13 protein-coding genes are annotated in these 12,378 nt (G+C 65.9%); 5 read left to right on the forward strand and 8 right to left on the reverse strand.

Annotated features, from left to right (window positions below):
* Window positions 1-29: 29 nt before the first annotated feature.
* Together CYU59_RS08315 and CYU59_RS08320 are read right to left on the reverse strand one after the other, a co-directional pair.
* Entirely contained in the window at window positions 30-983 is a 954-nt protein-coding gene (locus CYU59_RS08315) for a lysophospholipid acyltransferase family protein (RefSeq protein WP_292981571.1), read from the reverse strand.
* Complete coding sequence (locus CYU59_RS08320; protein WP_292981574.1) at window positions 983-1,804, reverse strand: GNAT family N-acyltransferase; 822 nt, start codon at window positions 1,802-1,804, stop codon at window positions 983-985. Before CYU59_RS08320 ends, CYU59_RS08315 begins: the two co-directional genes overlap by 1 nt.
* Before the next feature lie 148 nt (window positions 1,805-1,952).
* Between CYU59_RS08320 and CYU59_RS08325 the strand changes: the two genes are divergently transcribed.
* A complete protein-coding gene (locus CYU59_RS08325) occupies window positions 1,953-3,716 on the forward strand; it encodes an NAD(P)/FAD-dependent oxidoreductase (protein ID WP_292981577.1) in 1,764 nt (587 codons plus the stop codon).
* Here CYU59_RS08325 and CYU59_RS08330 read toward each other — a convergent pair.
* On the reverse strand, window positions 3,713-4,102 hold the full coding sequence (locus tag CYU59_RS08330; protein WP_292981579.1) for a PPOX class F420-dependent oxidoreductase: 390 nt from the start codon (window positions 4,100-4,102) through the stop codon (window positions 3,713-3,715). The genes CYU59_RS08325 and CYU59_RS08330 overlap by 4 nt on opposite strands.
* A 47-nt stretch (window positions 4,103-4,149) precedes the next feature.
* Between CYU59_RS08330 and CYU59_RS08335 the strand changes: the two genes are divergently transcribed.
* Together CYU59_RS08335 and CYU59_RS08340 are read left to right on the forward strand one after the other, a co-directional pair.
* Entirely contained in the window at window positions 4,150-5,628 is a 1,479-nt protein-coding gene (locus CYU59_RS08335; RefSeq protein ID WP_292981582.1) for a cryptochrome/photolyase family protein, read from the forward strand.
* A complete protein-coding gene (locus tag CYU59_RS08340; RefSeq protein WP_292981585.1) occupies window positions 5,628-6,008 on the forward strand; it encodes an SRPBCC family protein in 381 nt (126 codons plus the stop codon). Before CYU59_RS08335 ends, CYU59_RS08340 begins: the two co-directional genes overlap by 1 nt.
* Before the next feature lie 7 nt (window positions 6,009-6,015).
* On the opposite strand, the gene CYU59_RS08345 is transcribed toward CYU59_RS08340, so the two are convergent.
* Entirely contained in the window at window positions 6,016-6,516 is a 501-nt protein-coding gene (locus CYU59_RS08345) for a DUF427 domain-containing protein (RefSeq protein ID WP_292981588.1), read from the reverse strand.
* Window positions 6,517-6,618: 102 nt separating this feature from the next.
* Between CYU59_RS08345 and glgX the strand changes: the two genes are divergently transcribed.
* Window positions 6,619-8,754, forward strand: coding sequence for a glycogen debranching protein GlgX (gene glgX, locus CYU59_RS08350; protein WP_292981591.1), 2,136 nt, complete (start codon window positions 6,619-6,621; stop codon window positions 8,752-8,754).
* A 23-nt stretch (window positions 8,755-8,777) separates the two neighbouring features.
* Here the strand turns inward: glgX and CYU59_RS08355 are convergent, their stop codons facing one another.
* The 4 genes from CYU59_RS08355 to CYU59_RS08370 all read right to left on the reverse strand — a co-directional run bounded on the left by CYU59_RS08355 (window position 8,778) and on the right by CYU59_RS08370 (window position 11,336).
* A complete protein-coding gene (locus tag CYU59_RS08355; protein ID WP_292981594.1) occupies window positions 8,778-9,056 on the reverse strand; it encodes a hypothetical protein in 279 nt (92 codons plus the stop codon).
* A 73-nt stretch (window positions 9,057-9,129) separates the two neighbouring features.
* Window positions 9,130-9,471, reverse strand: a complete 342-nt coding sequence (locus tag CYU59_RS08360) for a DUF3253 domain-containing protein (RefSeq protein WP_292981597.1) — start codon at window positions 9,469-9,471, stop codon at window positions 9,130-9,132.
* Window positions 9,472-9,542: 71 nt separating this feature from the next.
* Window positions 9,543-10,499: an electron transfer flavoprotein subunit alpha/FixB family protein gene (locus tag CYU59_RS08365; protein WP_292981600.1), complete on the reverse strand. Its 957-nt coding sequence runs from the start codon at window positions 10,497-10,499 to the stop codon at window positions 9,543-9,545.
* Between the two features lie 36 nt (window positions 10,500-10,535).
* Complete coding sequence (locus CYU59_RS08370; protein ID WP_292981603.1) at window positions 10,536-11,336, reverse strand: electron transfer flavoprotein subunit beta/FixA family protein; 801 nt, start codon at window positions 11,334-11,336, stop codon at window positions 10,536-10,538.
* A gap of 251 nt (window positions 11,337-11,587) precedes the next feature.
* On the opposite strand from CYU59_RS08370, the gene CYU59_RS08375 reads away from it, so the two are divergent.
* Complete coding sequence (locus tag CYU59_RS08375; protein ID WP_292981605.1) at window positions 11,588-12,373, forward strand: class I SAM-dependent methyltransferase; 786 nt, start codon at window positions 11,588-11,590, stop codon at window positions 12,371-12,373.
* The last annotated feature ends 5 nt before the right edge of the window (window positions 12,374-12,378 follow it).

Consider the following 12,378-nt stretch of genomic DNA (forward strand, 5'->3'; position numbering starts at 1 on the left):
TGCCCAGGATAGCGAGCGCCTCCGGCGGGTCAGGAAGCCAGCACCGATGCCCGCCGGTCGTGATCCGAGGGCGGTGTAGCAGCGACCCGGACGGCCGCTTGGCAGCGACGGGCCAGCTCCCGCCGATCGGTTCCCGGCAGCTGCAGCGATTCGACGTAGATGTTCGCCACCGTGCGGCGGGCGACCATCAGCCGCCCGATCGATGCCAGCAGCGTGTCGTTGCCGATGTAGGCCGGCACTGTCGACACACTGCCGTCGCGGTGCGTGTACCGCAGCCGCAGCGGCTGGACCGGTCGGCCGGTGTCGACGGCGGCCTGGAACATCGCCGGGTAGTAGGGCCCCGCCCCCTGGTGGGAATGACCGCTCGGGCTCGGTGTTGCGGCTTCTCCTCGGGCCGCGGCGCGGCCCGCTCCGTCCCCGGATCGGCCGCACCAGGTGGTGCCCTCCGGGAAGGCCACCACCGTGTGGCCGGCGTACAACCGAGCCGCGACGCCGGCCACCACCTCGGGCAGCTGACGCAGCTTGGCGCGCTCGATCGGGATGACCTTGACGATGCGGGCCATCATCCGAACCGCCCAGGTGGTGGCCACGTCGGCGCGGGCCACGAACGACAGCGGCGAGGCCTTCCACCGGCTGGACGGCAGCGCCGCGCCGATCGTCAGGATGTCCAGCCACGACATGTGGTCGCTGACCACCAGCACACCGGGCAGATTGCGGATCGGACCACCCGACACGGCGACCTTGACGCCGAGGCAGCACAGCAGCACGCGGCAGTAGATCTGCCGCGACTTCGACCAGCCCGGCAGCACCCCCGCCAGCAGCGGTAGGGCCGGTGCGAGAAGCACCAGCAGGGCGAATCGCCGGGCCACCCGCAGCGTCACGAACACTCGGCGGGTCGCCCGGTAGCCGCCGACCGGGATGCAGCTGGTGTCGCAGGTCGCCCGCGGCAGCCAGGCGTGGTCGCGCGGCGCGGGAGCGCTCATCAGACCGCCCGGCCCGCGGCTTCGGTGGCCGCCGTCATCGAGCGGAGGCGCCGCAGGTAGCGGGTGTCGGCCTCGCGCTTGTCCAGCAGAGCGGGGAAATCTCCGACGCCGAAGTCCGGGTCATGGGCCGGCTCACCGCAGATGCGCGCACCCAACCGCAGGTATCCCCGCATCAGCGGCGGTAGGACGGGTCGTGCGGGCGGTGCGATCTCGTCGAGCGAGCACCCGTCGATGATCACCGGCCGCCGCGGCACCACCCGGTAGTCGGCCGGCGCGGCATGGCGTCGCGACACGAAGTCGCGCACCCCGCGGATCTGCGTGCCCGGCGGTTCACCGTCCGCCGCCACCGGTACCGATACGCAACCGGTGACGTAGTCGTAGTCGCAGCGGTCGAGATAGGCCAGGATGCCGGCCCACATCAGCAGCACGACGGCACCGTTGCGGTGCTCGTTGTGCACCGCCGCCCGGCCCATCTCCACCAGTGAGGGCCGCAACGAATCCAGCGACCGAATGTCGAATTCCGTTGCGGTGTAAAGCCCTCCGGCCGCCACAGCACCGACTGGCGTCAGCATGCGATAGCAACCGACCAGTTGGCCGGAGCTCTCCTCGCGCACCAGCAGGTGGTCACAGTGCTCGTCGAAGCAATCGGCGTCGAGACCGTCGCCGCTGAGCGTAAACCCGGGCTCGCGGCTGAACACGTCGTAACGCAGGCGCTGAGCAGACTCGATGTCATCGGGGTCTGTCGACAGCAGCAGCGAATAGCGCGGTTCTGTCGATGAACGTGCCTGCGAAGCGGGTATGAGGACCGATTCGGTACGCATGTGCGCCACTGTTGCGTCGTTGTCCAGCTAATTGGCATCGTCGCCGTAACGTGTCCATGCACGGTAGATGACGATGTCGCAGCCCAATTCCAAACATTGGGAAGCGGGCGACGTTGCCTGGGTCACAAAATTGGTCCACTATTCAGCCGTGACGTCTGGCCAGGCTGGGGATGGCTTCGATCCCGACAAGCTGCGCCTCAAATACGCCGAAGAACGGCAACGCCGGTTACGTGGCGACGGCATCTCCCAATATGTCGAGATCGCGGGCGCTTTCAGCAAGTTCGGCGACGACCCGTGGGCTAACCCGGACTTCGACCGCGCCCCGATCAGGGACTCGGTCGATGTGGCCGTGGTCGGGGCCGGCTTCGGCGGACTGCTGATCGGGGCGCGCTGTAAGCAACTCGGCGTGGACAACGTCCGCCTGATCGACAAGGCCGCCGACGTCGGCGGAACCTGGTACTGGAACCGGTATCCCGGGATCGCCTGCGACGTCGAGTCCTATGTCTACATGCCACTTCTCGAGGAGCTCGGCTACATACCGACCGAGAAATACGCCAAGGGTGCCGAGATCTGGAAGCACTGTCGCCGCATCGCCGAGCATTTCGACTTGTACCGCGACGCGTGCCTGCAGACCGAGGTGCAGGAAATCCGTTGGGAGCCGGGTACTTCCCGATGGATCATCTCGACCGATCGCGGTGACGAGATTCGCGCCCGATTCGTGGCGATGGCCAACGGCTACCTGCAGAAGCCGAAACTGCCTGGGATCGCGGGTATTACCGACTTCGCCGGACACACCTTCCACACCAGTCGCTGGGACTACGACTACACCGGCGAGGACTTGGGCGCATTGTCCGACAAGCGGGTCGGAATCGTCGGCACCGGCGCAACCGCCATCCAGTGCGTGCCGAGGCTCGCCGAGGCAGCCGGAGAGTTGTTCGTCTTCCAGAGGACTCCATCGACAGTCGACGTGCGGGCCAACCGCCCGACCGAGCCGGACTGGGCCGCGTCGCTGGAACCGGGTTGGCAGCGGCGACGGATGGAGAACTTCCAAATCCTCACTGCCGGAGGGTCATCCGACGAGGATCTGGTCGACGATGCATGGACCAGCCTCACCAGGACGATGCCGATCGTCAACGAAGGCGGCCCGAACGCCGCCGAGATGGCCGACTTCGCCAAAATGGAGGAGATCAGGGCCCGGGTCGAGGCCATTGTCACCGACTCCACGACGGCCGAGGCGCTCAAGCCCTGGTACGGCTACTACTGCAAGCGGCCGTGCTTCCACGACGAGTATCTGCAGGCGTTCAACCGCGGCAACGTCACACTGGTCAATACCCACGGTCTCGGAGTCGAGCAGATCACCGCCGCCGGCGTCGTGGTGGACGGGGTCGAATACCCCTTGGACTGCCTGATTTTCGCCACCGGGTTCGAGGTCGGCACCAGCTACTCGCAGCGCACCGGCTTCGACATCGTCGGCCACGACGGGCTCACCCTCACCGAGAAGTGGTCCGACGGTGTCCGCACTCTGCACGGCCTGCACGTCAACGGCTTTCCGAACTGCTTCATCGAGAGCATCGCGCAATCCGGCTTCACGGTGAACTTCCCGTACCTGATCGACACCCAGTCCCGACACATCGCCTGGGTCATCGCGTGGGCGCTGCAACACGACGCCGGCGAAGTCGAGGCCACCGCCGATGCCGAGGCCGCCTGGGTCGACACCGTCGTCCAGCGCTCCAGCGTCATCGCCGGACGGCGCGAGGCATGCACCCCCGGCTACTACAACCGCGAGGGCCAAGCGAGTGCACGACTCAACAAAGACAGCTTCTTCTTCGGCAGCCCAACCGAATACGCCGACATCCTGGAGGCCTGGCGCAGCGCCGAAACCCTCGAGGGCTTCGATATCCGGCTCGGCTAGACAGCGATCCGCAGAACCAGTCGCGGCTTTGATCCGCGCGCCAGGATGCGCTCGATGAACGTGACGATGGTGAACTCGAAGCCGTACTTGCGGTGGATCACGTCGGCCAGACGCTCAACGGTGGCGGGCTCGGTGATCACCTCGGCGACACCCTCTACCGGGTGGGCGCCGTCGTGGACCTTCCCGCGCCGACTGCACGGCACCAGCAGGACCCGTGGATTGTTCTTGGCCCGCTTGGCCTTCCAACTGTCGGCGGGCGTCCAGACGAAGAGGTGATCGCCGTCCCGCCCGATCCACATCGGCGTCGCCACGGCGGTGCCGTCTTTCTTGAACGTCGTCAGCGATACGAACTTCTCATCGCCCAGTGCCGACACTGCGTCTGACATCGCGTCCCTCCTGGTTCAGAATCTGTCCGCGAGGGTATGGCACCGGTATGAGTTCCGACACCCGGCGCTGGTGTTTCGCCGACCAGCTCGGGCCACATTTCCTCGACCAACCCGACCAGCCGGTCCTGCTGGTCGAATCGCGCGCCGTGTTCAGCCGCCGCCGCTTCCACCGGCAGAAAGCCCACCTCGTGCTCTCCGCGTTACGCCACCGCGCGGCCGAACTCGGCGACCAGGCCACGTTCCTGCGGACCCGCACCTACCGGGAGGCACTCGACCAGCTGGACGAGCCGCTCAGCGTGTGCCAGCCCACCTCGTGGGCGGCCGACCGGTTCGTCCGGTCGCTGCCGGGCGTGGAGGTTCTTCCGGCTCGCGGATTCTGCACCGACCGCGAAGCATTCGGCAAGTGGGCCGAGGGCCACGGAACCCTGAAGATGGAGAACTTCTACCGCGATGCGCGAAAGCGCTTCGACCTGCTGATGGAGGGCAACCAGCCCGCGCAGGGGCGGTGGAATTTCGATGCGGACAATCGTGAGCCCGCACCCAAGAGCAGCGATCTCGGGATCAAGGCGCCATGGCGGCCCGACGAGGACGAGATCGACGAAAAGGTCCGCGAAGACCTCGACCGCTGGGAACGCGACGGCGACGTGTCGTTCGTCGGCCGCGACGGCCCGCGGGAGTTCGCCGTCACCGCAGCCGAAGCACAGCAGGCGCTGAAGGTGTTCATTCGAGACCGCTTGCCGCACTTCGGCCCTCACGAAGACGCCATCCTCAGCGGCGATCGCTTCATGGCGCACAGCCTGCTCTCGGCACCGATGAATCTCGGCTTGCTCGACCCGCTCGACTGCGCGTACGCCGCCGAGGACGCCTACCGGTCGGGCAAGGCGCCATTGGGAAGCGTCGAGGGTTACATACGGCAGCTGATCGGCTGGCGCGACTACATCTGGCATGTCTACTGGCACTTCGGGCGCAGCTACCGACGGCGCAACGCGCTGGAGGCCCGTACCCGGGTGCCGAAGTGGTTCGCCGAATTGGACGCCGACGCGGTGGAGGCGAACTGCCTCAAGGACGTGCTGGCGCAGGTTCGCGATCACGGCTGGGTGCATCACATTCCGCGACTGATGGTGCTGTCGAACTATGCCCTGCAGCGCGGCTGGAACCCGGCCGCGATGACCGACTGGTTCCATCGCTGCTTCGTCGACGGTTACGAGTGGGTGATGGTGGCCAATGTGGTGGGCATGTCCCAGCACGCCGACGGTGGGCTGATGGCGACCAAGCCGTACGTCTCCGGCGGCGCGTACATCAACCGGATGAGCAACTATTGCGGCGACTGCCGTTACCGTCCCAGCGAGCGAGTAGGCGATCACGCCTGCCCGTTCACCGGCGGTTACTGGTCGTTCCTGGACCGCAACGCCGAACACCTGGCGAACAACTACCGGATGAACCAGCCGCTGGCCGGAATGCGTCGACTCCGCGATCTCGGCGATGTCGTCGAACAGCAACGAAGTCTGGGCGGGCGGGCGCCGTAATGCTTGCCGTCGACCGCTTCATCGCTGCGCCACCGTCGGTGGTGTGGAGCGTTCTCGTCGACCTCGATAAGTGGCCCATCTGGGGGCCGACGGTCAGCGGGGCCTCGCTCGATCACCCGTACACCAGCCTGGAATCGGGTGTAACCGGTTCGGTGCGTACATCATTGGGAGTTTCCGCCCCGTTCACCATCACCGAGTTCGAACCTGGCCGGCATTGGGCTTGGAGAGTGGCCGGCATCCCGGCAACCCATCACCGAGTCGAGCCGGCCGACGGCGGGGCGCGAGCAAGTATGTCAGCGCCGCTGTGGGCGGCTCCCTATCTGTCGGTGTGCGCGATCGCGCTACGCCGCATCGAAGCGATCGCGACCGCCGGCCCGTAGTCGACCGTCACCACCCCATCGATCCTGGAATTCCCTTGAAGGGACCGACAATCCAACTGGTGACCCAACCGCCGTAGAAACCACCCGGCTGGGGCGTCACCTCTTCTCCGTTGACGGTGCAACGATCCACGGCCGCGGCCATCACCGCGATCGCACCCGCCAGCGCCACGAAACCGGGGGTGGGTCGCAGGTAGGTCCATGCCGCCCGCGGCGCGACCCGGCCATCGGTGCATAGGTCGTAATACGTTGCCTGCCCCTTCCATTCGCACCATGACGCACCGTCGGCGGGCCGCAGCACCCCGGCGTCGAACGCGGTTTCGGGCAGGTAGTAGGTCGGCGGATGACTGGTCTCCAGCACCCGCCAGCCGCGGGTGGTCGATGCGATCGTCCGGCCACCCAGCTCGACGGTGATCGAGCCGGCGAATTCCTCCAGCCTGGGCGGTCGCGGGTAGTCCCACACCGATTCCTGTCCAGGTCCGGGTTTGTCAGGGGTCGGCCACGGCGTCACACCCTCATTGTGCCCCGCTTCACAGCATGTGTGACTCGCCGCACGGCGGGTAACCTGCACCGTCGGGTCGCGTCTTGTGGCCCCCGAATGAAAGCGGGCCTCGTGGCGGAATCGAAACGCATCGAGCAGTGGCCGGGCAAGGCCTATCCGCTGGGTGCCACCTATGACGGATCCGGCACCAATTTCGCGGTGTTCAGCGAGGTCGCGGAGAAGGTGGAGCTCTGCCTCTTCGACGCTGACGGCAGCGAGTCCAGGGTGACGCTCAACGAGGTGGACGGTTTCGTCTGGCACGGTTTTCTGCCGACCGTCGAACCGGGCCAGCGCTACGGCTACCGGGTGCACGGGCCGTACAACCCGGCCGAGGGCCACCGGTGTAACGCCAACAAACTCCTGCTCGATCCCTACGCCAAGGCGATCGACGGCAACTTCGAATGGCACCAGTCGTTGTTCAGCTACAACTTCGGCGACCCCGACAGCCGCAACGATGACGACTCCGCACCCAACATGCCGAAGTCGGTGGTGATCAACCCCTTCTTCGACTGGGGAAACGACCGTCCGCCCGGCCACGAATACGCGGACACCGTGATCTACGAGACGCACGTCAAGGGTCTCACTCAGCTGCACCCTGAGGTTCCGGAGCGGATGCGCGGCACCTATGCCGGCATTGCGCATCCGGTGATCATCGAACACCTCAAGTCCCTGGGCGTCACCGCGATCGAGCTGATGCCGGTGCACCACTTCGCGAACGACTCCACGTTGGTGGACAAGGGGCTGTCGAACTACTGGGGCTACAACACCATCGGCTTCCTGGCGCCCGACTTCAAATACACCTCCAGCAGCACCCCCGGCGGCCAGGTGCAGGAGTTCAAGACCATGGTCCGCGCGCTGCACGAAGAGGGCATCGAGGTAATCCTCGACGTGGTCTACAACCACACCGCCGAGGGCAACCACATGGGCCCGACCCTGTCCATGCGCGGGATCGACAACGCCGCGTACTACCGGCTCGTGGACGACGACCTGCAGTACTACATGGATTACACCGGTACCGGCAACAGTCTCAACGTGGGACACCCACACACGCTGCAATTGATCATGGACTCGTTGCGGTACTGGGTGACCGAGATGCACGTCGACGGTTTCCGTTTCGACCTGGCGTCCACCCTTGCCCGCGAGTTCTACGACGTCGACCGACTGTCGGCGTTTTTCGAACTGGTGCAACAGGATCCGGTGGTCAGCCAGGTGAAGCTGATCGCCGAGCCCTGGGATGTCGGACCGGGTGGCTACCAGGTCGGCAACTTCCCGCCGCAGTGGACGGAATGGAACGGCAAGTACCGCGACACGGTTCGCGACTACTGGCGGGGCGAAGCAGCGACGCTGGGCGAGTTCGCCTCCAGGCTGACCGGATCGGCCGACCTCTACGAATCCACCGCACGGCGGCCGGTGGCATCGATCAACTTCGTGACCGCGCACGACGGCTTCACGTTGCGCGATCTGGTGTCCTACAACGAAAAGCACAACGAGGACAACGGCGAGGACAACAACGACGGCGAGAGCAACAACCAGTCCTGGAACTGTGGCGTCGAAGGTCCGACCGACGATCCCGAGATCAACGATCTGCGCTCTCGCCAGCAGCGTAACTTTCTCGCGACAACGCTGCTGTCTCAAGGTGTTCCGATGATCTGTCACGGCGACGAACTCGGCCGCACGCAGAACGGCAACAACAACGGCTTCTGCCAGGACAACGAGATCACCTGGGTGCACTGGGACAAGGCCGACGAGGATCTGGTGGAGTTCACCCGTTCGGTGTCGGCCCTACGGGCGTCGCATCCGGTATTTCGACGTCGGCGGTTCTTCACCGGGTTACCGGTTCGACGGCGTGGCGCCGAAGGTCAACTCGATATCTCGTGGTTCCGCCCAGACGGCTCGGAAATGACGGATGACGACTGGGGTTCGGGGTTCGGTAAATCGGTCGCGGTCTACCTGAACGGCCTGGGCATCCCCGACCTCGACGCGCGCGGACAGCGGGTGACTGACGATTCGTTTGTGCTCTGCTTCAACGCACACCACGAACCGATCGAATTCACCTTGCCCCCTGCGGAATTCGGCCCATCGTGGACGCCTGTCGTCGACAGCGCGGTCTTGCGCGGCAGTCTCGATGACCCGCAACCGGCTTCCGCCGGCGACACCATCAAGGTCGCCGGGAGGGCGATGGTGGTGCTGCAGGCCCACAACGAGTAAGCCTGCAGCACAACCGATGTCAATCAGCCGTGCGGAGCCTCGGAGATCTTGCTCTCGGGCTTGCCCAGCGTCTGGCAGTAGGTGGCCGCCGACAACCTGGTGGCGGTGATCTGCAGATTCGCCGGCTCAGAGCCGCTCTTGTCCTTCAGCATTTTGCTGATCTCTTCGTTCTGCTTCTTCTCGTCCTGCGTGGTGAAGTCTTTGCACTTGGTGTCACCACCGGTGTTGATCACTTGAGAAGCCGAACAACCACTGAACAGAACCGCCGCGATCGCGATCGCGGCGGGCGCCATTGCCTTCATGTCGAGCCCTTTCCTGGGAGGATAAGCACCTGTCTTTTCACCCGGGCGGGGGATTTCAAACCTCACCAGGCCTTCATGGTGGCGACAACCGGATTCGGATGGGTCCACGTGCCGGCCGGCGGGGATCGACGACGTCACCGCGCTGGGTGATGTCCACGTCGCCGTCGCACGCCAATTCGAAAGCGAGGCTGCGACTCAACTCGGTCAGGTTGCGCCACTCGGAGCCACCGACCGCGCGCGCCGCATCGGAGGGACAGATGCTCGAATCCGGGCCGCGGTGGTGCGTGAGCGCCATGATCGCCGCCCGCAGTCGCGCCGCGTCCGACCCGCCGCCGAGTGCGCTCCTGGCGGCCTGGGCGCCGGGACCGCCGCCGTCAGCCGCCCGGGCCAGCTCTCGCCGGGGGTCGCTGCTCATGCAACCAGGCTAGGCCCGCGGACAAAAAAGCCCCCGACACGCGCAGGCGTGCGGGGGCTTTTCGCGACAGATCAGCCCTTGCGGGTCTTGACTGCTTCGGTGAGTTGCGGCGCGACCTTGAACAGGTCGCCGACGATGCCGTAGTCGGCGATCTCGAAGATCGGCGCCTCTTCGTCCTTGTTGACCGCGACGATCGTCTTGGAGGTCTGCATGCCGGCCCGGTGCTGGATGGCCCCGGAGATGCCCAACGCGATGTAGAGCTGCGGCGAGACGGTCTTGCCGGTCTGGCCCACCTGGAACTGGCCCGGGTAGTAGCCGGAGTCCACCGCGGCGCGCGATGCGCCCACTGCGGCACCCAGCGAATCGGCCAGCTCCTCGACGACGGTGAACTTGTCGGCGCTGCCGACACCGCGACCGCCCGAGACCACGATGGTGGCTTCGGTGAGTTCCGGGCGGTCGCCGGCGACGGCCGGCTCGCGCGAGGTGATCTTGGTGGCGTTCTCGGCGGGCTCGGGAACCTCGACGTCGACCTTCTCGCCGGCGCCGTCGGAGGGCTCGGCGTCGATCGCGCCCGGACGCACGGTGATCACCGGGGTGTCACCGTTGGCCTGACCCTCGACGGTGAACGCGCCACCGAAGATGGACCAGATCGCCTTGTTGTCGGCTTGCACGTCGACGACGTCGACCAGCAGACCCGAGCCGATCCGGGCAGCGAGCCGGCCCGCGATCTCCTTGCCGTCGGCGTTGGCGGCCAGCAAAACGGCTGCCGGAGAAGCGGATTCGGCCAACGAGGCGAGCACGTCGACGACCGGGGTGACCAAATAGTTCTCGGCGGTGTCTGACTCGGCGACGTAGATCTTCGCGGCGCCGGCCGACTTCAGCCCGTCGATGAGCGGCTCGGCGGTGCCGGGCTTACCCACCACGACGGCGGCCGGTTCACCCAAAACGCGTGCCGCAGTGATCAATTCGGCGGTGACCTTCTTGACAGCGCCTTCAGCGTGCTCGACGAGCACCAATACTTCAGCCATGAGTTGTTCCGTGTCTTTCGGTTAAAGGTTTACGTCTTAGATGATCTTCTGGCCGACCAGGTACTTGGCGATGTCGTTGCCGCCCTCGCCCTCGTCGCTGACCTTCTCGCCCGCGGTCTTCGGCGGCTTGGGGGTCGACGTGAGCACCTTGGTACCGGCGTTGTCCAGACCGACCTCGTCGGCCTCGACACCGATCTCAGCCAGCGTCAGCTTGGTGACTTCCTTCTTCTTGGCGGCCATGATGCCTTTGAAGGAGGGGAAGCGCGGCTCGTTGATCTTCTCGTTGACGCTCACGACGGCGGGCAGCGTGGCCTCCACCGCGAAGACACCGTCATCGGTCTCGCGCTCACCGGTGATCTTGTCGCCCTCGAGCGACAGCTTGCGCAGATGCGTCAGCTGCGGCAGGCCCAGGTACTCGGCGATGACGGCCGGAACCGCGCCGCCTGTGCCGTCGGTGGCCTCGTTGCCGGCGATGACCAGCTCGGTGCCCTCGATGGTGCCCAGTGCCCGGGCCAGTGCCCAACCGGTCTGGACGACGTCCGAGCCGTGCAAGCCCTCGTCGAGCAGGTGCACGGCCTTGTCGGCACCCATGGACAGCGCCTTGCGGATCGCCTCGGTTGCACGCTCCGGTCCGGCGGTCAACACGGTGACCGATCCTTCGGTGCCGTCGGCTGCTTCCTTCTCGCGAATGAGCAGCGCTTCTTCGACCGCGCGCTCGTTGATCTCGTCCAGCACGGCGTCGGCGGCCTCACGGTCCAGCGTCCAGTCGCCGTCCTTGAGTTTGCGCTCTGACCAGGTGTCCGGGACCTGCTTGATCAGGACCACGATGTTCGTCATGAGAGTGGCTCGTCCTCCTCGAGTGCGTCCTGCAGCGGCGAGCCGCAGAACATTTTTCGCGTCATGTGCTTACCGCACCCGCATGTTACTGACCGGTAACTTAGTGTGGTTTGCACTCACACCATAGCGGGTCGTCCTGCAGGTTCTGTCCCCCCGTGCCTTCGGGAGCGAGCGGCGCCATGCTCCAGACAGAGGAATACCCGAAGTCAGGCATTCGCGAACCCGTCGCCACGCGTTAGCCTGCCTATGCAATGAGCGCATTCATCCCTGACATCCCGGACGTCGCTTTGCCGTTGACCGGCGAACGCACGATCCCGGGCCTCGCCGTGGAGAACTACTGGTTCCGCCGTCACGAGGTGGTCTACCAGCAGTTGGCGCAGCGCTGCGTGGGTCTCGACGTGCTCGAGGCGGGCTGTGGCGAGGGTTACGGCGCCGACCTGATCGCCGGGGTCGCGCGCCGGGTCACCGCGGTCGATTACGACCAGGCGACCGTGGCTCATGTACGAGCGCGTTACCCGCGGGTCGAGGTGACCCACGGCAACCTCGCCCAGTTGCCGCTCGCGGACCAATCGGTCGACGTGGTGGTCAACTTCCAGGTGATCGAGCACCTGTGGGATCAGCCACAGTTCGTCCGGGAGTGCGCACGGGTCCTGCGCCCGTCCGGGGTGCTCCTGATGTCCACGCCCAACCGGATCACGTTCTCGCCAGGACGCGACACCCCGATCAACCCGTTCCACACTCGCGAACTGAACGCCGCGGAGATGACGGAGCTGCTGAGCGACGCCGGCTTCACGTCGTTGTCGATGAGCGGTGTCTTCCACGGAGCGCGCCTGCTCGAAATGGACGCCCGGCACGGCGGCTCGATCATCGACGCCCAGATCGCCCGCGCCGTGGCCGACGCGCCCTGGCCGGCCGAGCTGATGGCCGATGTCGCGGCAGTCGAAGCCTCCGACTTCGTGATCGTCGACGCGGACACCGACGAGTCCCACCACATCGACGACAGCCTGGATCTCGTCGCGATCGCGGTCCGTCCGTGACCCCG

This window comes from Mycobacterium sp. (assembly GCF_002863225.1).
In the GTDB taxonomy this organism is placed as follows: domain Bacteria; phylum Actinomycetota; class Actinomycetes; order Mycobacteriales; family Mycobacteriaceae; genus Mycobacterium.

Excerpts from the sequence above, each read along its gene's own strand:
- CYU59_RS08370 (WP_292981603.1), bottom strand. The coding sequence starts at position 11,336 with ATGACGAACATCGTGGTCCTGATCAAGCAGGTCCCGGACACCTGGTCA.
- CYU59_RS08365 (WP_292981600.1), bottom strand. The coding sequence starts at position 10,499 with ATGGCTGAAGTATTGGTGCTCGTCGAGCACGCTGAAGGCGCTGTCAAG.
- CYU59_RS08335 (WP_292981582.1), top strand. The coding sequence starts at position 4,150 with ATGAGTTCCGACACCCGGCGCTGGTGTTTCGCCGACCAGCTCGGGCCA.
- CYU59_RS08320 (WP_292981574.1), bottom strand. The coding sequence starts at position 1,804 with ATGCGTACCGAATCGGTCCTCATACCCGCTTCGCAGGCACGTTCATCG.
- CYU59_RS08375 (WP_292981605.1), top strand. The coding sequence starts at position 11,588 with ATGAGCGCATTCATCCCTGACATCCCGGACGTCGCTTTGCCGTTGACC.
- CYU59_RS08330 (WP_292981579.1), bottom strand. The coding sequence starts at position 4,102 with ATGTCAGACGCAGTGTCGGCACTGGGCGATGAGAAGTTCGTATCGCTG.
- CYU59_RS08340 (WP_292981585.1), top strand. The coding sequence starts at position 5,628 with ATGCTTGCCGTCGACCGCTTCATCGCTGCGCCACCGTCGGTGGTGTGG.
- CYU59_RS08355 (WP_292981594.1), bottom strand. The coding sequence starts at position 9,056 with ATGAAGGCAATGGCGCCCGCCGCGATCGCGATCGCGGCGGTTCTGTTC.
- CYU59_RS08315 (WP_292981571.1), bottom strand. The coding sequence starts at position 983 with ATGAGCGCTCCCGCGCCGCGCGACCACGCCTGGCTGCCGCGGGCGACC.
- CYU59_RS08360 (WP_292981597.1), bottom strand. The coding sequence starts at position 9,471 with ATGAGCAGCGACCCCCGGCGAGAGCTGGCCCGGGCGGCTGACGGCGGC.